16 protein-coding genes are annotated in these 19,599 nt (G+C 68.8%); 11 read left to right on the top strand and 5 right to left on the bottom strand.

Annotated features, from left to right (window positions below; all coding sequences use genetic code 11):
* Positions 1-196 precede the first annotated feature (196 nt).
* On the bottom strand, positions 197-982 hold the full coding sequence (locus tag ACFV9C_RS04630; protein ID WP_380190682.1) for an HAD family hydrolase: 786 nt from the start codon (positions 980-982) through the stop codon (positions 197-199).
* Positions 983-1,400: 418 nt separating this feature from the next.
* Here ACFV9C_RS04630 and ACFV9C_RS04635 point away from each other — a divergent pair, with 418 nt between their 5' ends.
* Together ACFV9C_RS04635 and ACFV9C_RS04640 are read left to right on the top strand one after the other, a co-directional pair.
* Complete coding sequence (locus ACFV9C_RS04635) at positions 1,401-3,089, top strand: chitinase (RefSeq protein WP_380190683.1); 1,689 nt, start codon at positions 1,401-1,403, stop codon at positions 3,087-3,089.
* Between the two features lie 2 nt (positions 3,090-3,091).
* The gene (locus tag ACFV9C_RS04640; RefSeq protein WP_380190684.1) at positions 3,092-3,988 is read left to right on the top strand and encodes a helix-turn-helix domain-containing protein; all 897 of its coding nucleotides are present in this window, start codon (positions 3,092-3,094) and stop codon (positions 3,986-3,988) included.
* Here the strand turns inward: ACFV9C_RS04640 and ACFV9C_RS04645 are convergent.
* Positions 3,985-4,434, bottom strand: coding sequence for an aminoacyl-tRNA deacylase (locus ACFV9C_RS04645; RefSeq protein WP_380190685.1), 450 nt, complete (start codon positions 4,432-4,434; stop codon positions 3,985-3,987). The genes ACFV9C_RS04640 and ACFV9C_RS04645 overlap by 4 nt on opposite strands.
* A 31-nt stretch (positions 4,435-4,465) precedes the next feature.
* Entirely contained in the window at positions 4,466-5,677 is a 1,212-nt protein-coding gene (locus ACFV9C_RS04650; RefSeq protein ID WP_380190686.1) for an MFS transporter, read from the bottom strand.
* Positions 5,678-5,748: 71 nt separating this feature from the next.
* Between ACFV9C_RS04650 and ACFV9C_RS04655 the strand changes: the two genes are divergently transcribed.
* Complete coding sequence (locus ACFV9C_RS04655; protein ID WP_380190687.1) at positions 5,749-6,636, top strand: LysR family transcriptional regulator; 888 nt, start codon at positions 5,749-5,751, stop codon at positions 6,634-6,636.
* Positions 6,637-6,724: 88 nt separating this feature from the next.
* Positions 6,725-7,474 carry a hypothetical protein gene (locus ACFV9C_RS04660; protein WP_380190688.1) on the top strand — a complete coding sequence of 250 codons (750 nt, stop codon included), beginning with the start codon at positions 6,725-6,727 and terminating at the stop codon, positions 7,472-7,474.
* A gap of 19 nt (positions 7,475-7,493) precedes the next feature.
* On the opposite strand, the gene ACFV9C_RS04665 is transcribed toward ACFV9C_RS04660, so the two are convergent.
* Together ACFV9C_RS04665 and ACFV9C_RS04670 are read right to left on the bottom strand one after the other, a co-directional pair.
* Positions 7,494-9,035: a cellulose binding domain-containing protein gene (locus ACFV9C_RS04665; RefSeq protein ID WP_380190689.1), complete on the bottom strand. Its 1,542-nt coding sequence runs from the start codon at positions 9,033-9,035 to the stop codon at positions 7,494-7,496.
* Between the two features lie 257 nt (positions 9,036-9,292).
* The gene (locus ACFV9C_RS04670) at positions 9,293-11,020 is read right to left on the bottom strand and encodes a glycosyl hydrolase family 18 protein (protein WP_380190690.1); all 1,728 of its coding nucleotides are present in this window, start codon (positions 11,018-11,020) and stop codon (positions 9,293-9,295) included.
* Positions 11,021-11,223: 203 nt separating this feature from the next.
* Here ACFV9C_RS04670 and ssd point away from each other — a divergent pair, with 203 nt between their 5' ends.
* The 7 genes from ssd (at position 11,224) to ACFV9C_RS04705 (ending at position 19,495) form a co-directional block, all read left to right on the top strand.
* On the top strand, positions 11,224-12,396 hold the full coding sequence (gene ssd, locus ACFV9C_RS04675) for a septum site-determining protein Ssd (RefSeq protein WP_380190691.1): 1,173 nt from the start codon (positions 11,224-11,226) through the stop codon (positions 12,394-12,396).
* Positions 12,397-12,789: 393 nt separating this feature from the next.
* Positions 12,790-13,953, top strand: a complete 1,164-nt coding sequence (locus tag ACFV9C_RS04680) for a TadA family conjugal transfer-associated ATPase (protein WP_380190692.1) — start codon at positions 12,790-12,792, stop codon at positions 13,951-13,953.
* A 74-nt stretch (positions 13,954-14,027) separates the two neighbouring features.
* Positions 14,028-15,020 (top strand): type II secretion system F family protein, encoded by a 993-nt coding sequence (locus tag ACFV9C_RS04685; RefSeq protein WP_380190693.1) that lies wholly within the window; start codon positions 14,028-14,030, stop codon positions 15,018-15,020.
* Between the two features lie 502 nt (positions 15,021-15,522).
* On the top strand, positions 15,523-16,239 hold the full coding sequence (locus tag ACFV9C_RS04690) for a type II secretion system F family protein (protein WP_380190694.1): 717 nt from the start codon (positions 15,523-15,525) through the stop codon (positions 16,237-16,239).
* Between the two features lie 95 nt (positions 16,240-16,334).
* Positions 16,335-16,814: a DUF4244 domain-containing protein gene (locus ACFV9C_RS04695; protein ID WP_380190695.1), complete on the top strand. Its 480-nt coding sequence runs from the start codon at positions 16,335-16,337 to the stop codon at positions 16,812-16,814.
* 541 nt (positions 16,815-17,355) lie between these two features.
* Positions 17,356-17,763 carry a TadE family type IV pilus minor pilin gene (locus ACFV9C_RS04700; RefSeq protein ID WP_380190696.1) on the top strand — a complete coding sequence of 136 codons (408 nt, stop codon included), beginning with the start codon at positions 17,356-17,358 and terminating at the stop codon, positions 17,761-17,763.
* A gap of 1,111 nt (positions 17,764-18,874) precedes the next feature.
* Positions 18,875-19,495 (top strand): response regulator, encoded by a 621-nt coding sequence (locus ACFV9C_RS04705; RefSeq protein ID WP_380190697.1) that lies wholly within the window; start codon positions 18,875-18,877, stop codon positions 19,493-19,495.
* Positions 19,496-19,599: the final 104 nt, after the last annotated feature.

The following is a 19,599-nucleotide window of genomic DNA, read 5'->3' on the forward strand; positions in this document are numbered from 1 at the left end:
TGCCGCCTCAGGACGATGCCTGGGTCGCGCTGCCCCTTTGGGATGGGCTGGTCGCCGCGTGGGTGCCTGGGTTGTCGTGCAATCTCTACCGGACCCGAAGGCCCTTTGCTGATTCCTTTGTACTCCTGAAACCCCTTTCTGTGAAGGGGATGCGGCGTGTTCATGGAGTTGAGAACAATGAAGCTATCTTCAGCTTTCAGCGGGTCCGGGCACGCCGCCGGGACGCCAGCAGAAGCGCTCCGGCGGCCACCGCGGCGATCAGGCCGGCCGCTACAGCGGGTCGTCGTACGCCCTGGATCCCAGTGTGCTCCGAGGGTTCGGCGAATTCCAGGACCGGCCAGCCGCGCTCGGCCGCGACCCGGCGCAACGCCTTGTCCGGGTTGACCGCGAACGGGTGCCCGACGGCGGCCAGCAACGGTTCGTCGGTGATCGAATCGGAGTACCCGTAGGAGGTCGCGAGGTCGTACCCCTCGGTCGCGGCCAGCGCCGCCATCGCGGTCACCTTGTGCGGACCGTACGCGTACTCGGCGATCTCGCCGGTGTACTTGCCGTCGGCAACGACCATCCGGGTGGCGATCACCTTGTCGGCGCCGAGCATCGTGCCGATCGGCTCCACCACCTCGGCACCGGACGAGGACACGATCACCACGTCCCGGCCGGCCCGGTGGTGCTGCTCGATCAGGTCGACCGCCTCGGCGTGGATCATCGGCCGGACGATGTGGTCCAGGGTGTCGGCGACGATCGCCCTCACGGTCGAGACGTCCCAGCCGGTGCACATCGCCGAGATGTACTCGCGCATCCGCTCCATCTGGTCATGGTCCGCGCCGCCGAGCAGATAGACGAACTGGGCGTACGCGCTGCGCAGCACGGTCCGGCGGTTGATCAGCCCGCCCGCGTAGAACGGCCGGGAGAAGGCCAGGGTGCTGGAGCGCGCCAGAATGGTCTTGTCCAGATCGAAGAATGCTGCCGATCGCGCCGTCATGGAGTCGAGGATAGGCAGTCGCGCGAAACGCCCGAGGGACCCGGGCTTTTGCGTGGGCCGGTATCCCGTTAGACTGGTGAGCAGTGTGACAGTGACACTGGCTGCGAGCGCCTGATTGGGCAGGACCAGCGCCTGGGTGACACGTTGTCGGTTGAAATCGAATCGAGATGTGTGAGATCCGGCCTTGGGGGGTACATACCCCCTGACAGTGGCAGACTGTCGCCTCCTGAACGGCCCCCGGCTCCTCCCCCCGAGCCCGTGGCCGAAGACGGCCCCCGGTCACCCCCCCGCCGGGGGCCGTCGCCTTTCTCCCTCCAGGCCAAGAGCTTGTAAAGATTCTCGCTTTTCTGCGCGTGGGAGCGTTCTCACTTTATGCAGGGTCTTGACAATGTAATTGACTGGTCACAGGTTGTAAGGCATGAAACCGCCTGCACACCGCCCCCAGGCAGCGGTCGTCATCAGCCTGATCGCCGTAGTCATGGCCTTCCTGGTCCCCGGGTCCGCCACCGCATCCCCCCATCGCGCCGTTGAAGCCGGCAATCTCGTCACGAATGCCGGCTTCGAGTCCGGCACGCTCTCCGGCTGGAACTGCCCGGCCGGCGGCGTCACCACGTCCGCGCCGCACTCCGGCTCGTACGCCCTCTCGGCGACGCCGAGCGCGAGCGACATCGCCCAGTGCTCACAGTCGATTGCGGTCCAGCCCAATACGGCGTACACGCTGTCGGCCTGGGTCAAGGGATCGAACGTGTACCTCGGTGTCGACGGTGGCGCCTCGACGTGGACAACCAGCTCAGATTGGTCTCAGCTGACCGTCCCGTTCACGTCCACGGCTTCCACAGTCACGATCTACGTCCACAGCTGGTACGCGCTCCCGGCGTACCAGGTCGACGACGTCGTACTGGACGGCCCCGGCGGGGCGCAGGACACGACACCGCCGTCGACACCGGGCGGACTGGCTGTCGGCAGCCCGACCTCCAGTTCGCTCGCGCTGACCTGGTCGGCCGCCTCCGACGCGAACGGGATCGACCACTACGACGTCGTACAGGGGACGGGTGCCGCGCAGAGCGTCGGCAACGTCACCAGTTGGACTGCTACGGGCCTGAACGCTTCGACGACCTACTCGTTCAAGATCCGGGCGTGTGACCCGAGCGGTAACTGCTCGCCGTACGGCGCCACCGTGTCGGGTACCACGTCCGAAGGCGGGTCGAGTGGTGGCACCTTACCCGCGCACGTGTTGACCGGGTACTGGCAGAACTTCAACAACGGTGCGACCGTGCAGAAGATCTCCGACGTGCCCGCGGCCTACGACCTGATCGCGGTGGCCTTCGCGGACGCCGACGCGTCCAAGCCGGGCGGCATCACGTTCAACCTGGACAGCGCCGGGCTGGGCGGGTACACGGTCGACCAGTTCAAGGCGGATATCAAGGCGAAGCAGGCGGCCGGCAAGAAGGTCATCCTGTCGGTCGGCGGCCAGAACGGCAGCATCTCGGTCGCCGACTCGACCGCGGCCGCCAACTTCGCGTCGAGCGCGCTGTCCGTGCTGCGGACGTACGGGTTCGACGGGATCGACATCGACCTGGAGAACGGCGTCAACGCGCAGTACATGGGTCAGGCGCTGAAGAGCCTGCAGAGCCAGTTCGGCAGCGGCCTGGTGATCACCATGGCGCCGCAGACGATCGACATGCAGAGCACGTCGGCCGAGTACTTCAAGCTGGCGCTGGCGATCAAGGACATCCTGACCATCGTCAACGTGCAGTACTACAACTCCGGCTCGATGAACGGCTGCAACGGCCAGGTGTACTCGCAGGGCTCGGTGGACTTCATCACCGCGCAGGCCTGCCTCATGCTGCAAGGCGGCCTGCGTCCGGACCAGGTCGGCCTCGGCCTGCCGGCATCGTCCCGGGCAGCCGGGAGCGGGTACGTCGACCCGTCGGTCGTCAACAACGCGCTGGACTGCCTGACCAAGGCCACCGGCTGCGGCGCCTACAAGCCGAGCTCCCCGTGGCCGTCGCTGCGTGGGGCGATGACCTGGTCGACCAACTGGGACGCCGCGAACGGCAACCAGTTCGCTGGCCAGGTCGGTGGCCACGTGCACGGTCTGCCCTGATCATGCACAACTATCGACCTGCTCCGGTGCTGGAGGCGCTCGGTGTCTGCTCGGAGGACGAGCAGCTCTACCGGGTGCTTCTGGCCCGCCCGGAGGCCACCGCGACCGACCTGGCCGCTTCCGTCGACTGGCCCGCCAACCGGGTCAGCCGGCACCTGCGGTCGCTGTTGTCGCTCGGCCTGGCGTCCCGTACGCCGGGCCGGCCGGCCAGGTACGTTCCCGCCGTACCGGAGGCTGCCGTCGAGCTGCTCGCGCTGCGGAAGCAGGCCGCGATCGTAGAGGCCCGGCTGGGGGCCGCGCTGCTGACAGCCGAGTTCCGGCAGCCGGACGCGTTCACGGTGATCCGGGGGACCGAGGCGATCGCGCAGCGGTTCTACCAGGCGCACCAGTGCGCACAGGACGAAGTACTCGTGCTGGACCAGCTGCTGGTGTCCACGCGTCACGGGGTGACGTATCGGACGATCTACGACATGGACTCCCTGTCGCAGCCGGGGGACCTGGCCGCCGCCCGGTCGACCGGCCGCTGCCGGATCCTGCGCGACGTACCGCTCAAGCTGGTGGTGGTCGACCGCCGTATCGCGCTGCTGCCGACCGGTGTGGACGTGGTCGTGGAGCTCGGTCCGTCCAGTCTCTTGGACGCATTGCTCCGCCTCTTCGACCTCTTGTGGCAGCAGGCCAGCCCGCTAACCCCCGCGGTCTCCGAGGGTCCGCTCACGTCGGACGACCGGCAGCTCCTGTCGCTCGCAGCCGCAGGCCTCACTGACCAGGCCATCGCCCGCCGCCTCGGAGTCGCGCAGCGGACGGTGGAACGCCGCATGCAGCGGATCCTGCGGGCTCTGGATGCCACGACGCGCTTCCAGGCCGGACTGCGTGCCGGGCAGCAGGGGCTGCTCGTCTAGTCGGTCACGTCGGCCACGGTGGCTTTGAGCACCTTCGTGAGCGCTTGGGCGTCCACCGTGATGCCTACGCCGTGGTCTCCGCCGCCGATGGAGATGGTGCCGGTGATCCGCTCGTCCGCGATCACCGGCCAGTCGTGCGTGCTGCCGAGCGGCGTGATCGTGCCGCGCACGTACCCGGTGACGTCGTACGCCGTGTCCTTGTCCGGCATGGAGATCCGGTTGACCCCGAGCAGCGCGCGCAGCTTCGGCCACGCGATCTCGCGGTCACCAGGCACCAGGACGAACCGGTAGTCGTCGTCCGAGAGCCGCACCACGATCGTCTTGATCAGCCTGGCCGGCTCGATCCCGCGTGCGGCGGCGGCCTCCTCCAACGAGTTCACACGGCCGTGCCTGGTCACCTCGTAGCTGAGCCCCAACTGGTCCGCAGCATCCGTCGCCTTCGTCACCGGATCAGTTTCGCACCTACGGGAAGCCTGTTTACTGGTTTGGCACCCGGCTGGGAACGTTCCGCAGCAGCAGCGCGAGGATCAGTGTCACCACGAACAGTGCACCGGCCTCTGCCGCGACCCCGGTCCACTGCGCCCGGCTCCACGCCGTACCGGCGAGTCCTCCGAACACCGACGAGCCCAGGTAGAACGAGAACAGGTACATGCTCGACGCCTGCCCGGTTCCGACGCCGCTCGCGTGTGCCCGCGCCGGTACCCATCCACTGGCGACCCCGTGCACCGCGAAGAAGCCGGCTGTCATCACGGCGAGCCCCAGCACGATCAGCGGGAGCGGAGCTGCCAGGGTGATCGCCACACCGGCCAGCGTGATCAGGCAGCCGATCGGAACCACCTTGCGTCTCCCGTAGCGGTCGGCCAGCGTTCCCGCGGCTGCTGACCCGGCTGATCCGAGCAGATACACACAGAACACCAGCCCCGCTGCGCCGGCACTCAACAGGTAGGGCGAACCGGACAGCCGGAAGACCGCGCCGTTGTAGACAGCCACGAACGCACCGACCGCGGTGGCGGCGATCCCGTACAGCGCGAGCAGCGCCGGATCCCGCAGGACTTTGCTCGAGAACAGGCGCGCCCGGCTGGGCCGGAAGTTGCGCGACGCGGGCAGGAGCAGCCAGACGACGGCGGCACACAGTACGCCGACCAGCGCGATCCCACCGGTCGCGAAGCGCCAGCCGCCGATGTCGGACAACCCGCCTGCGATGAGGCGACCCGCCATACCGCCAACCGCCGTACCCGCGATATAGAGACCGCTGGCGCGGGCGTGGCTGTCCAGGTGGACCTCCTCGCGCAGGTAGGCCATGGCGACCGCTGGAAGCCCGGCCATCGCGACCCCCTGTAGAGCGCGTAGGGCCAGTAACAGGTGCCAGCTGGGCGCGAAGGCGCTGAGGAGGGCGAACAAGGACGTCGCAGCGACCGACCAGCGCATCAGGTTGGTGCGTCCGAGTACCTCCGAGGCCGGACCGGCGACCAGCAGTGCCAGACCGAGGCCGAACGTGGCGAACGACACGCTGAACGCGCTCTGGCTGGGGGAGACGTGGAAGGCAGTCACCAGCTCGGGCAGGAGCGGCTGGGTGCTGTAGAGCAGGGCGAACGTCGCGAGCCCGGCCGCGAACAGGGCGATGGAGAGCTTGCGGTACTCCGGGTCGCCGGGCAGGTACCCGGGTTGGCGCGCGACGGACTGGTGCATGTCTTCGACGGTCGCACTCTTCGACCGATACGTAAAATGTCGATCTCAGCAGAAATCGATACGCTTTCTGTATGAATGTCGAGGATCTGCGGTGGTTCGTGGTGCTGGCCGAGACCGAGCACCTCACCGAGGCGGCCGCGGCGCTCGGGACGAGCCAGCCGAACCTGACCCGGTCGCTGCAGCGCGTCGAGCGGGCGTTCGGGGTGCCGTTGTTCGAGCGGGAGCGACGCGGCGTACGGCTGAATCCGTACGGGCGGCTGGTGCTGGAGGCGGCGCGGGCCGGCACTGCCGCGGTCGACGCCGCACAGCGCCGGATCGACGCGCTGCTCGACCCGGAGTCGGGGACGGTCCGGCTCGCGTTCCTGCACTCGGTGGCGACCAGCCTGATGCCGGACCTGCTCAAGGCGTTCCGGGCGGTGGCGCCACACGTGGAGTTCGAGCTGCGGCAGGAGCCCGCGCACAACATCGTCCAGGACCTGGAGAGCGGGGAGGCCGAGATCGCGATCATCGCGCCGCGACCGGACCCCTCGCGGTTCGGCTGGCATCTGCTGGAGCGGCAACGCCTGCTTCTGCACGTACCGCCTGGTCATGCACTCGCCTCGCGGCGCCGGGTGGAGCTGGAGGCGGCGCGCGACGAGGCGTTCGTCGGGCTGCAGCCCGGGTTCGGGTTCCGGCGCGTGACGGACCGGTTGTGCCGTGAGGCGGGGTTCAGCCCGCAGTTGGCGTTCGAGGCGACGGACCTCGCGACGATCGACAGCTTGGTCGGCGCGGGGCTCGGCGTGGCGATCCTCCCGGCCGGTGCGGTCCGCGGGAACGACAGCGGCGCGGTCCCCGTTCCACTGGCCGGCGTACGGGCGCAGCGGGAGATCGGGATGGCCTGGCGGTCGAGTACGCCGTTGACGCCCGCGGCGGAGCGTTTCCGCGCGTTCGTGCGTTCCCGCCCGGTGGCGACCAGTTGACTGCCTGAGCAGTGACTTTCGTAGCGTTCGTCCGATTTTCCCGGTGTCGACTTGCAGAGAGAGGGCTTTCCGCCGCACCCTTGCCTGCGTGAGGAAGCGTCTGGGTGGGTTCCGGCCGAGTCGACGGCTGCTGTTCGCCGCGGGGACCGCGGCGGCTGCGTCGACGGTCGCGGCCGGCAGCACGGCCGAGGCGGCTCCGGCCATCTCTCCGGGCGCGTACGGCTCCGGGGTGCTCAGCGCCTGGGAGGGATTCGCCAAGGCGATCTCGAACGAGGCCCAGATCCGCCGCACACGGGAGACCGACGGCGTCTTCATGTTCGGCGACAGCATCGGCGTCCAGGACGGTCCCGCGCTGGCCCGCCAACTGTCGCAGCTCGGCATCAACATGGCTGTCCACAGCTGGGCCGGCCGTCCGGTCACCCCCGCGGTCGACGCCCTCGAGGCCTGGGCCGCGCAGTACGGCCTGCCGCACCGGATCGTGATGTCGGTCGGCTCCAACGACATCTTCGTGCCGCCCGCGGTCGCCGCCCAGATCGAGCGGACCATGCAGATCGTCGGCGACGAACGGACCGTGTACTGGGTCAACATCCAAGCGGCCCGTACGGCGGTCGGACCCGACATCAAGGTCGCGGACCAGCGCAACAGCGCCTGGATCAACCTGCAGCTCGCGGAGGGTGCGCGCCGGCACGACAACCTGCGGATCGTGCACTGGGCCGAGCACCTGGCCTCCAGCCCGAACCGGCTGTCCCGGCTGCTTCGCGACGGACTGCACCCGTCCAGGCCGCTCGGGCAGAACGCCCGCAACGGCCTGATCGTCTCAGCCATCAAGTCCGGCTGAGACGACCAAGCCGTTCCTGCTAGAAGCCCGCGGTGATGCGGGTGAAGTCCCAGTCGCCCTGGGCGATACCGCTGCAGTTCGAGACGACGCCGCCGCCGGCGCAGCCACGGTCGCGGTTCACCGACCAGAACGCCAGCCGGCCGAGCCCGTTGCTCTTCGCCCAGTTGGTGATGTTCTGCCAGGTCGCGGTGGTCGTCATCTCCTGCTGGTCGGACAGACCGTTCATCCCGGAGATGCCCTGGTGCGCGTAGGCCTGCGCGGTGGTCCAGCCGAAGGTGGACTTCAGCTTGTTGTTCAGGCCCTGCTCAGCGGCCACCGTGTCGTTGTAGATGTTCGAGCTGCCGAAGTCGAACGGCATCAGCGTGAACACGTCGATGTTCGCACCGAGCGCCTTCGACTGGTCGATCAGCCGGTTGCCGTAGTACGTCGGGCCGGTCGTCGACGTACCGAACGTGACGATCGTCCTGATCCCCGGGTTGTTCTGCTTGACGATCTTCAGCGCGGTCAGGATCCGGTCCTGCACGGCCTCGTTCTCGAACTCGTCGGAGTTCTCGATGTCGATGTCGATCGCCTTCAGGCTGTACGCGTTGATCACCTGCTGGTACGCGCCGGCGAGCGCTTCCGGCGTACTGCAGTTCGGGCCGAGCTTGTTGCCGCTCCAGCCACCGAACGACGGTACGACGTCACCGCCGGCCGCGCGGATCGCGGCGATCGCGTTGGCGTCGGCACTGCCCTGCAGCGGACGGCTGCCGTCCCAGGCCGGGTTGCAGCCGCCCGACGAGAGCACGAACGCCATGGTGAACGCCTTGATCCCGGTCGCGTTCATCACGGTCGCAGGGCTCGGCGGGTCGCCCCAGCCCATGTACAGGTACGGCGCGGCCTGCGGGGACCCGGTGTTGCCACCGCCGGTGCCGGTCGTCACGGAGACGCTGGTGCTCTTGGCGCCTTCCCCCGCACTGTTGGACGCGCTGACCTGGTAGCTGTACGACGTGTTCGCGGACAAGCCCGAGTCCGTGTACGACGTACCCGTCGGTGAACCTACCTTCGTACCGTTGCGGTAGACGTTGTAGCTGGTCGCGCCGGATGCTGCGGACCAGCTCAGGCTTACCGACGTACCTGACGCCGTACCGGACAGGCCTGTGGGTGCACCGGGGACGGTGCCGCCACCGCCGCCCGAGCACGAGCCGCTGTTCAACCGGCAGGAGGCGATGCCGGGGAAGTTGCCCGGGCTGCCGTTGAAGCCGAAGGAGACGGTCGCGCCAGGGGCGAGCGGACCGGCCCAGCTCGGCGGGGTGAACGTGTGTGTCTGGCCGCTGCTGCTGTGGGTGGCGTCCCACGTGCTGGTGACGTTGTAGCCGGACGGGAAGTCCAGTGCGACCGACCAGGTGCTGAGCGAGCTGGTGGTCCCGTTGGTGATGGTCACCTTCCCCTCGAAGCCAGTGCCCCAGTCGGACACTTTGGTGAAGCTGGCAGTGACTCCTGCCGCACTGGCCGCTTGCGCGGTCAGCAGGGCGACGACCACCGCGGCGATAGCTGCTATCGCCAGAGAGATGCGTTTCATGATCCTGCCTCAAGTTTGTCGGTTGGGTCGGATAGCGTGTTCGCTGGTTGCGATAGCCAAGCAACCGGGCACGTGCAAGATCAGCAACAATCCGCGGCCGGGCGGGCCGTGGCAGCGCGGGGAGCCTTCTTGCGCAGTTAGGCACGGCACTGAACCGCGAACCTCAACCCGGAAGGGTTGAAATCCCCCGTCTTCGGACGGCGGGAGGACGCCAAGATGCTCCGATCAGTGGTTGTGGTGCATGGGGGCGGGTCTGATCAGACCCGTCCCCAGAGTGCGGGGACGTTCGGCGGCTCCCAGCCGACCAGGGAGGTGTGCCCCTGGATGCACTTGTAGGTGACACCGTCGTACGTCACGAGCGCACCGGTCGCGTACGCCGTGTTCGGCGCCCACGGCGACGCCTGCCCCGGAGGGGTGGTCGGGGGCGTGGTCGGGGGAGTCGTGGGCGGAGTGGTCGGTGGTGTCGTCGGGGGAGTCGTCGGCGGCGTGGTGGGCGGGGTGGTGGGCGGCCCGCTGCAGCCGGCTGTGCCGGCGTTGACGGAGTCGACCACGTTGTTGAAGAGCGTGACGCCCGCGTCCAGTGCCTCGAGCGAGTACATCATCGCGCCGGCCAGCCCGTTGCAGTGCTGGTAGTCGGCCTTCGCCTTGATCGACTGGGCGTTGTCGCCGGACCAGAAGGTGCCGTTGCTGTAGAACCAGCTCGACTGTGTGGCGTCGTCGAAGTGCGTCGCCGACGGGTTGTCCACGAAGCCGGTCAGCTCCTTGTAGAACGAGACCCCAGGCACGTTCCCACTCAACGCATGCCCATCAGCCGGCCCGGTCGCTGTCTGATACTTGCCGTTGTCGGTAGCCGGCACGCCCTTCCATCCCCTGTAGTAGAAGGGATAGCCGATGCTCAGCTTGTTCGCCGGGAACCCGCCCGGGATGCCGTACGCCGAGTCGCCGGTCGTCCACGCCTTCACCGCGGAGTCGACCGAGTACTTGCCCTGTCCCGGCGGGATCGGGCTGCTCGGGTCGTTAGGCGCCGTGTACAGCGGGTCCTGGAAGTTCGTCGGCCCGGTGGCCTCCCAGCCGCCGTGCATGTCGTACGTCATGACGTTGTTGTAGTCGAGGTACTGCCCGACCTTGTTGGTCTCGATGTTCGCGATCTTGTCCTGGCCGGCCGGGGTGGCGGCGGTCAGGTAGTACTTCTTGCCGGTCTGGCCGCCGTACGCGTCGAGCTGCGCGCGGAACTCGGCCAGCAGTAGCGTGAAGTTCTGCTTGTCGGCGGCGCTGTAGTGGTTGCCCACGTGGCCGTTCGGCGAGCCCGGGTACTCCCAGTCGAGGTCGACGCCGTCGAAGATCCCGGCCGCGGAACCCGCACCGCCGAAGCCGTCGATCACCGGCAGGTCGCCCTTCAGGAACATGTTCACGCAGGAGCTCACGAACGCCTTGCGCGACGCGTCGGTGGCGGCGGCGTCGGAGAAGTACTTCGAGTACGTCCAGCCGCCGATCGAGATCAGGATCTTCAGGCTCGGGTACTTCGCCTTGAGCTTCTTGAGCTGGTTGAAGTTCCCCTGGATCGGCTGGTTCCAGACGTCGCCGACACCGTCGACGCTGATGTCCGCGCCGTACGACTTGCCGTAGTCGGCGAACGCGTCGCCGGCGCCGTCACCGGCGTTCGGGTTGCTCTCGTCCTGGGACGCGGCCTTGTTGGCCATGAAGCAGGTGTGGCTGGTCGGGTCGATGTTCGCGAAGGCGTAGTTCAGGATGTCCAGCTTGCCGGCGGCACCGGTGGTGACCAGGTTCTTCGGGTAGAAGCCGTTGGCGTAGATCCCCCACTGGGTGAAGTACGCCGTCTTGACGCCCCCGCTGGTCGCCTGGGGCGCTGCGGTGGCTGCGTTGGCCGCGGTGGCGTCCGGGGTCGCGAGAGAGACGCCGGCGGCGGTGATCAGGGCGGTTGCCGCGACGGCGGCGGTGGCTGCGAGCGTGCGCAATCGACTCATCAGGTTCCTCCGGAGCGATGGGACGGAAGCGGTCCGGTGAAATTTAGTTAAAGACGCTTCGAAAGGAACGGTAACCGTTCGGGGCGTGTTGGTCGCGGGCTCGTCGTGGCGGGTTCCCGCTGCTGACGGAAACCCGACAGCCCTTTGTCCACAGGGATCCGATGCCGTGTCCGCAACCCCTCGAACAACGGCATGTTCTAGGCATGGACATCAACCCACCACCGCCATCGGTGCTGATGGCAACGACCGACGAAGCCCTGCTCGAAGACTTCCTCCGACTCGCCGCGGCGGCCTCCGTCACGCCGCACATCGGGCACGACCTACGCACCGTCCGGCTCCACTGGCACACAGCATCCCTGATCGTCATCGGCGCCGACCTCGCCGAGCCGCTGGCCCGCGTCCAACCACCCCACCGTCACGGCGTCGTCGTAGTCACCCCCACCCCACCGACCGCCAACCTCCACCGCACCGCCAACCTCCACCGCACCGCCAACCCCCACCACACCGCCAACCCCCACCACACCGCCAACCCCCACCACGCCGACGACCTCCACCACGCCGACGACCTCCACCACGCCGCCTTCGCCATCGGCGCCGACCTGATCTGCCGCCTACCCGCCGACGAGCCGCTGCTCGCCGGCAAGCTGGCCGACGCACTCGACGGCGTCCCTCGCACCGCAGTCACATTGGCCTTCGTCGGTGGCTGCGGGGGAGCAGGCGCGACCACCCTGGCCGCCGCGGTCGCGTTACTCGGCAACCGGCGCGGCCTGCGGACGATGCTCATCGACGGCGACCCACTCGGCGGCGGCATCGAGCTCGCCCTCGGCATCGAGCGTGACCCCGGCGACCGCTGGCCCAAACTCCTGAACGCCTCCGGCCGGGTCAGCGCCGCCGCCCTCCGCTCGGCCCTCCCGTCGGTCGACGGCCTGGCAGTCCTCTCCTGGGACCAGTCCGACGTCACGGTCCTGCCCCCGGACACGATGAGCTCGGTGATCAGCGCCGCCCAGCGCAGCGCCGACCTGGTCGTCCTCGACCTACCCCGCCGAGCCGACCCCGCCGTCGAAGAAGGCTTCATCCGCGCAACGGCAACCCTCCTGGTGGTCCCCTGCGACGTCCGCTCAGTAGCCGCCGCCAAACGCCTCTCCGGCCCCCTCCGCACGGTCGCCGGCGACCTCCGCGTAGTAGCCCGCGCCTCCCGCCCCGGCCTGTCCCCCCGCGACGTAGCCACCCACCTCTCCTTGCCCCTAGCAACAAAACTCGGCCTAGACCCCAAAATCCCCACCGCCATGGACGAAGGCCACTTCACCCCCACCCGCCGAAGCCCCCTAACCCAAGCCGCCACCACCCTCCTAAACCTCTTCCCCCTCCCCACCTAACCCCCCCCGACAACCTGCCCACCCCGACAACCTGCCGTCCCACCCCCAGCCCCGCCTCCCCATCCCCACTTCCCAGTCCCGTCACCTCTCCGCCCACGCTCTCCGCCCACCCTCCGCGCCCACCTTCGTCCCCACGCCCGCCCCACCTGACCACCCACCGCACCCAGCCGACCTGCCGGTCCGCTCCTCCCTGGACCTGCCTCCACGCCCCGCCCCCCATTGCCCGACTCCCATCCCACGCCCAGGCATGCCCCCGCCCCTTCTCCCCGCACCAGCCCCAGCTGATCAACACGACCGCCCGACGACCGCCCGCCCCTCCCGCCACGCCCCGCCCAACATGACCACGGCCGCCGCCCGTGACGACCTGCCCGCCGTCGCCTCCCTGGAGCTCACATGACGATCACCACCGTCCCCGACGGACTGCTCGACCGCGTCCGAGGCACCCTCGCCATCACCGGCGCCCCACCGACCCCCGTCCACGTCGCAGCCGCACTCCGCGCCGACGGCACGATCTGCGGCGACGCGATGGTCCTCGCGGTCGTCACCGCCCTCCGCCGCGAGGCACTCGGCGCCGGCCCCCTCGACAGCCTGCTCGCCGAACCCGGCATCACCGACATCCTGGTGAACGGCCCCGACGAGGTCTACATCGACCGCGGCCAAGGCCTCGAGTTCGTCGCGATCCGCACCGGCGACGAACAGGCCCTCCGCCGCCTCGCCACCCGCCTGGCCGCCGCAGCCGGCCGCCGCCTCGACGATTCCACCCCGTACGTCGACGTCCGCCTGGCCGACGGCACCCGCTTCCACGCCGTACTAGCCCCGATCGCCGCCCCAGGAACCTGCCTCTCCCTGCGCATCCCGTCCCGCAAGGTCTTCACCCTCGACGACCTGATAGCAGCTGGCGCCCTACCCCCAGCCGGCGCCGCCATCCTCCACGACCTCCTCGACTCCCGCGTCGCTTTCCTCATCAGCGGCGGCACCGGCACCGGAAAGACAACCCTCCTCAACTCCCTGCTCTCACTGACAAACCCCGCCGAACGCCTGGTTCTGGTAGAGGACGCCAACGAACTCCGCCCCGACCACCCACACGTGGTCCGCCTGGAAGCCCGCCCACCCAACATCGAAGGCGCCGGCGAGATCTCCCTCCGTGACCTCGTCCGCCAAGCCCTCCGCATGCGCCCCGACCGCCTGGTCGTCGGCGAGGTCCGCGGCCCCGAGGTAGTGGACTTGCTGACCGCCCTCAACACCGGCCACGAAGGCGGCTGCGGCACCATCCACGCCAACTCCGCCGCCGACGTCCCCGCCCGCCTCGAAGCCCTGGGCGCCCTGGCCGGCCTCACCCAGCCCGCCATCCACAGCCAAGCAGCCTCAGCCCTCCACGCCGTAATTCACCTGACCCGTTCCCCCACCGGCCACCGCCGAATAGCCGAGATCCGCACCCTCACCAAACCCCCAAACGCCCCACTCACCACCGAACCAGCCATCACCTTCCACCCCGACAACACCCACACCCTCCACCCCGCCGCCCACCTCTTCACCACCCTCCAACCCACCCCATGACCCCGCCCCTCCTAGCAGCCCTCCTGACCCACTCCATGACCCCGCCCCTCCTAGCAGCCCTCCTAACCCACCCCATGCCCCCGCCCCTCGCAGCCGCCCTCCTAACCCTCCTAACTACCACCCTCGCCCTCCCACCCCGCTCACCCCTCCACCGCCTAACCCCCCAACAACCCCGCCCTCACCCAACCCACCCCCGCCGAGCCCGCGCCTGGCTCGCCCACCCCCAACCCCCGAGCACCAAGCCCGCCCGCCCTCAACTCCCGGGCACCGACCCCGCCCGCACAGAACCCCCGAACATCGAACCCACCCACACCCAACGCGCTGGCACCCAACGCGCTCGCACTCAACTCGCAGGCACCGAACCCACCCGCACCCAACCACCCAGCCGCCACCTCCGCAGCCGACTAGCCCGCCCCTGGCTCCTCCTCCCACCAGCAGCCGCAGCCCTCATCAGCACCCAAGCCCTCGTCTCCACCGTCGCCATCACCGCCGTCCTCCTCCTGGCCGCCAACCAACGCGCCCACCACCAACGCCAGAAGGCAATCGCCACCCGCCGCGCCACCATCATCGAAGCCCTGGACGTCCTCTCCGCCGACCTGACAGCCGGCCGCCCACCAATCGCCGCCCTGGAAGGCGCCGCCTCCATCAGCCCCGACCTCCAACCGGTCCACGCCGCCGCCAAACTCGGCGCCGACGTCCCGACCGCCCTCACCAAGGCAGCCACGACTCCTGGCGCCACCAGCCTCCGAGCCCTCGCCGCCGCCTGGCGAGTCACCGAACAATCCGGCGCGACCTTCGCCGCCCTCACCGAACGCCTCGCCAACTCCCTCCGAGCCGACGAAGCCATCCACCGCCAAACCGAAGCCAGCCTCGCGACCGCCCGCTCCACCGCCCGAATCCTCGCCACCCTCCCCGCCGCCGGCATAGCCCTCGGCTACGCCCTAGGAGCCCACCCCCTCACCTTCCTAACCACCACCCCACCCGGCTACATCTGCCTGACCACAGGCCTCCTCCTAACCACCACAGGCCTCCACTGGACCACCCGCCTCTCCACCCCGCCCCCATAACCAACCCACCCCCCGCCTGACCCACCCCACGCCTGAGCCACCCTGCGCCTGACCACGCCAACCCCTGACCCACCTCACGCCTGAGCCACCCTGCGCCTGACCACGCCAACCCCCGACCCACCGCCTGCCCCGCGGCTGACCGTCCACCGCCCGAACCACCCACGCTTGCCCCGACGCCTGCCCCACGCCTGACCACCCACCGCCCGAACTACCCACAGCGCATCAGGCATCCACTCGGCCACACACCCGCACGCCGGGTGCCTCCGGACCTCCGAGCAGCCGCGCCCACGCTCCGACCACCGAGCCACCGGCGTCGAGGCCTTCCCGCCCGCCTCGCTGCACACCCTTCACACGCAACTCGCCCTGCGCACGCCGCTCACCCATCCACCCAATGCGCCCGCGGACATCCACACCCCACCCACCTAGCGCCCGTCCAACCCGCCCACGTCGCACGCGCAGCCGTTCTACCCGGCGTCAGCCGCCGTACCCAACGAGACCTCACATGCCCCAAGCCCTCGCCGCCGCAGCAACAGTTGCCCTAAGCATCTACTTGCTCATCCCACCCCACCCCGACCTCCGCCGCCTAACCCCGCCCCGACGACGCACCAACCCCCGCCCTCCACGCACCCACCGCCTAGCCGCGACCGCCGCTGCACTGGGCGCACTCACCCTCTTCGGCTTCCCCTGGGGCCTCATCCCCGCAGCCATCGCGTACTACGCCATCCCCAAAGCCCTATCCCGCCTAGAACCCGCAGCCACCAAACAACGCAACCTACAAATCTCCCGCGACCTCCCCCTGGCCATAGACCTCCTGACCGCCTCCCTAAGAGCCGGCCGCCCACCCCAACACGCCCTATCCCTCGTAGCAGAAGCCCTCCCCGGCCCACTCACCGACATCTTCACAAAGATCGCCCACCACCTGGCCCTAGGCGCCGACCCAACCACCGCCTGGTCCCACCTCAACTCAGAACCCTCCTGCGCCCCCATGGCCCGGGCAATCTCCCGCTCCCTCCGCTCCGGAGCACCCCTCTCCAAAACCCTCGAACACCTAGCCGACGAAACTCGCCGCGCCAACCACCACGCCGCCGACCAACAAGCCCGCTCCGCCGAATCCCGAGCCACGCTCCCTCTAGGCCTCTGCTTCCTCCCTGCCTTCGTCCTCCTCTCGATAGTCCCCACCATCGCCGACGCCCTGATCCCCTTCCTCCTTCACCCCTGACTTATCCACAACTCAAAAACCCTTACAAAAAAGACGATTCAACAACGGCATGTTCTCTGTCGAGCCGCCAAACACTCCACCCAGCAGGAGGCAAAATGCCCACCCAAGCACAGGCCACCAGCACCCACGCAACCCCCACCCCAGCGCCCGCGATCAGCACCCAGCCAACGCTCGCCCCCGCGCCTTCCCACCCAACCCATGCGAGGCCGCACCCCGCCGACGCCTCCCAGACCGCACCGGTGCCCCCGACTCTCATCCTCGAGTTCGCCGCCCCCACCTCAAGCACCTCCGCGGCAACCGCACCCAACTGCACTCCGCCCCTCCCCGACACACCCATCCCAATCACGCCCACCGCCAACGCGCCCATTCCTTCTCCCACCAGGACCATCCGGCACCACAGATCCCGCTCAGACAAAGGCGCGATAACCGCCGAGTACGCCGTACTCATCGTCGGCGTCTGCGGCTTCGGCGGCGCGATGGTCGCCCTCCTGAGATCCCCCGCAATGCAGGCCGTCCTCAAAGGAATCGTCAACTTCGGCCTCAAACTTGCCGGCGTAGAAGGCGTCCACCTCTAACCCAACCGCCCACCCGCAACCGAGCCGTACGTCATCCCTCCCCGGCCCTGCCGTGCTGATGGCAGCATCCAGCAGTCACGCGCCGGGTGTCCTCGATCCGGCGGCCGGTCGGCGCTCCCCCTCCCCGACCGGCCGCCACCCAGGAGCCCCCATGCACCACCCAACCCCCGCCGCCGTCCCAGCCTCACTCTCTGTCCTCCAGGCCGCCCTCAGCCCCCACACGTCCCGACCCAGCTGCGCCCCGCGAACCGGTGGTGGTTCCCGGACCAGCGGTGCCTCCCAGACCAGCGGTGCCTCCCGAGCCAGCGGTGCCTCCCGAGCCAGCCGTGCTTCCCGGACCAGCTGGGCCCCCTGGACCAACCGGCCATCCGCAATCAGCCGTACGTCCCGAACCAGACTCGGCTCCCGGGCTGGTCACGCCTCCCGGACGAGCCGCGTCTCCCGGACGAGCCGCGTCTCCCCGACGAGCCGCGCCTACCGGACCGCTCAGTTCGACCGGCGCTCATGTTCGAACCATGCCTTCGCCGTCGCGAGCGGCACGATGGCCGACGGTGAACCTGTCGTTCGTGGACGGCAGCGCAGGAGGGCTCGGAACCGAAGAGGTGACGGAGGAGCGGTTACGGCTGAGATGGCGCTGGTGCTCCCAGTGCTCGTAGCCCTGCTGGTGTTGGGGATCTGGTCCGTCGGCCTGGTCGTAATGAACATTCGCTGCATGGACGCAGCCCGCGACGTGGCACGTGCTGTGGCACGCGGCGACTCACCTGAAGAGGCAGAAGCGATCGGTCGTCGCACAGTGCCCACGGGCACGATCACCATCACCCGCGACGACTCCGACATCCAGGTCACCGTGACAGCCGAGCCCACCCAAAACCCTCCACTCCTGACCTTCATCGCCCCCATCCAGCTCACAGCCAAAGCCACCATCCAATCCGAACCGGGCACACCGTGACCCGCTCCCGCTCCCGCACACCGCGCGCCGACACACCGCATTCCAACCCGCCAGACTCCGCCGCCCGGCGTGCCCCCGGACCGCGTCCGACAACGCCGCGCCTGGCAACGCTGCGCTCGGCAACGCCGAGCTCGAGCACGCCGTGCTCCGGCGGCCGGCGCTCGGGCATTGGATCCAGATCTCGTGCCAGCCGCGCTGGCAGCCAGGCGCCGGCGGTCCCGCCTGGTGCAGTCCGCGCTCGTGCACGCCGTGCGTGGGAGCCATCCGTGCTGGAACCCCCACGTGCTGGAACCCCACGTGCTGGAACGGCTGAGGGTGGGGCGGCTGAGGATGGAACGGCTCGAGGTGGCCCGGCGGGTGATCGTGTGAGGCGGTCTGAGTGTGGCAGTGCGACGCTGCAGGTGTTGTTTGTTGCAGTGCTGATGTTCGCTGTGTTCTCGGTGGCGATTCTCTGGGCGGCGATTTCTACGGCGCGCCACAAGTTGACTGCTGCGGCGGATCTGACTGCTCTCAGCGCAGCCCAGGCGTTGAACACTTCACCTGTCGGCCCTCCGGAGTCTCCGCGGTCCATGCCGACTCATACGTTGGGCGCGCCGCGTGTGTCGAGTACGTCGACCGCGCGCGTGTCGGCTATGTCGGATGTACCGAGCGCATTGGGCGTATGGAGGGCGTCGGGCGTAGCGAGCATGTTGGGTGTGCTGGCTGCGTTGGATGCGCGCGTGTTGAGTACGTCGGTTGTGAGGACCGCGCGTGGTGCTCCGAGTGTGGAGGCTTGTGTGGTGGCGGGGCGGGTGGCGGTTGCCAATGGGGTTCGGCTTGCGGGGTGTGAGGTTGTTGCGGATGCAGTGACCGTTGAGGTTTCGGTGGAAGTGGATCTTCGGGTGGTGCGGCCGACGCTTATGGCGCGTGCTCGGGCGGGGCCGGTGTGAGCCTGTGGTGTCAGGCAATTGTTGCGGCGGGTTCTGGTGTGGTCGCGATCTGGTCGCAATCTGGTAGAGATGCCGCGTTGATGTGGACGGCGTATGTGGCGGCGTTCCATCATCGGGAACCGAGTACTGCTCATTTCCGGACGTACTTCCCCGGCGTCCGGACGGTTACCTCGGAGGCTCGCTTGCCCGACCGGATTCGGCTGCTGCTGGTCGATGACCAGATCCTCAGCCGAGGTTTGCTTCGTAGCGGTCTGGAGCGTGAGCGCGATCTGGAGATCGTTGCCGAGCTCAACCGTTCCGACGACGTCGTGGGTGCCGCGAAACGGCATCGGGCGAACGTCGCGCTGGTCGATGCCGGCGGGCCGGGGAACGACAGCATCACGGTCACCACCAAGCTGCGTACGTCGATGCCGGAATGCCGGGTTGTCATGTTGACGACGTACGGGCGTCCGGTGCACATGCGTCGGGGGATTGATGCCGGGGCGAAGGGGTTTGCGTTGAAGGGGAGCCCGGCGCCGCAGTTGGCGGATGCGGTACGGCGGGTGCACCTGGGGCTGCGGGTGGTCGATGCGAATCTCGCGGCGGAGAACCTGCGGTACTCGGAGACTCCGCTGAACGAAGGGGAGACGGACACGCTGCGCGCGGCACGGGACGGTGGATCGGTGTCGTTGATGGCGCGGAAGCTGGACGTGTCGGAGCGTGTGGTGCGTACGCGGCTGTGGTCTGCCATTGGTAAGACGGGCGCTCGTACACGGTCTGACGCGGTGCAGGTGGCTGAACAGAACGGGTGGCTGCTCGACTAGCTGGCGGTACGCCGGCTCGACTATTGCTTGTTGCTTGTTGCTTGCTGCCGGGAGGCCGGTGCGTTGGGCCTGACGGGTTTGATGTGCGCGGTCGGACGGCTGCG

The sequence above is a fragment of the Kribbella sp. NPDC059898 genome, assembly GCF_042730855.1.
Classification (GTDB): Bacteria; Actinomycetota; Actinomycetes; order Propionibacteriales; family Kribbellaceae; genus Kribbella.

Excerpts from the sequence above, each read along its gene's own strand:
- ACFV9C_RS04655 (WP_380190687.1), top strand. The coding sequence starts at position 5,749 with ATGAATGTCGAGGATCTGCGGTGGTTCGTGGTGCTGGCCGAGACCGAG.
- ACFV9C_RS04685 (WP_380190693.1), top strand. The coding sequence starts at position 14,028 with ATGCCCCCGCCCCTCGCAGCCGCCCTCCTAACCCTCCTAACTACCACC.
- ssd (WP_380190691.1), top strand. The coding sequence starts at position 11,224 with ATGGACATCAACCCACCACCGCCATCGGTGCTGATGGCAACGACCGAC.
- ACFV9C_RS04690 (WP_380190694.1), top strand. The coding sequence starts at position 15,523 with ATGCCCCAAGCCCTCGCCGCCGCAGCAACAGTTGCCCTAAGCATCTAC.
- ACFV9C_RS04680 (WP_380190692.1), top strand. The coding sequence starts at position 12,790 with ATGACGATCACCACCGTCCCCGACGGACTGCTCGACCGCGTCCGAGGC.
- ACFV9C_RS04695 (WP_380190695.1), top strand. The coding sequence starts at position 16,335 with ATGCCCACCCAAGCACAGGCCACCAGCACCCACGCAACCCCCACCCCA.
- ACFV9C_RS04665 (WP_380190689.1), bottom strand. The coding sequence starts at position 9,035 with ATGAAACGCATCTCTCTGGCGATAGCAGCTATCGCCGCGGTGGTCGTC.
- ACFV9C_RS04630 (WP_380190682.1), bottom strand. The coding sequence starts at position 982 with ATGACGGCGCGATCGGCAGCATTCTTCGATCTGGACAAGACCATTCTG.
- ACFV9C_RS04650 (WP_380190686.1), bottom strand. The coding sequence starts at position 5,677 with ATGCACCAGTCCGTCGCGCGCCAACCCGGGTACCTGCCCGGCGACCCG.
- ACFV9C_RS04700 (WP_380190696.1), top strand. The coding sequence starts at position 17,356 with ATGGCCGACGGTGAACCTGTCGTTCGTGGACGGCAGCGCAGGAGGGCT.
- ACFV9C_RS04635 (WP_380190683.1), top strand. The coding sequence starts at position 1,401 with ATGAAACCGCCTGCACACCGCCCCCAGGCAGCGGTCGTCATCAGCCTG.
- ACFV9C_RS04670 (WP_380190690.1), bottom strand. The coding sequence starts at position 11,020 with ATGAGTCGATTGCGCACGCTCGCAGCCACCGCCGCCGTCGCGGCAACC.
- ACFV9C_RS04640 (WP_380190684.1), top strand. The coding sequence starts at position 3,092 with ATGCACAACTATCGACCTGCTCCGGTGCTGGAGGCGCTCGGTGTCTGC.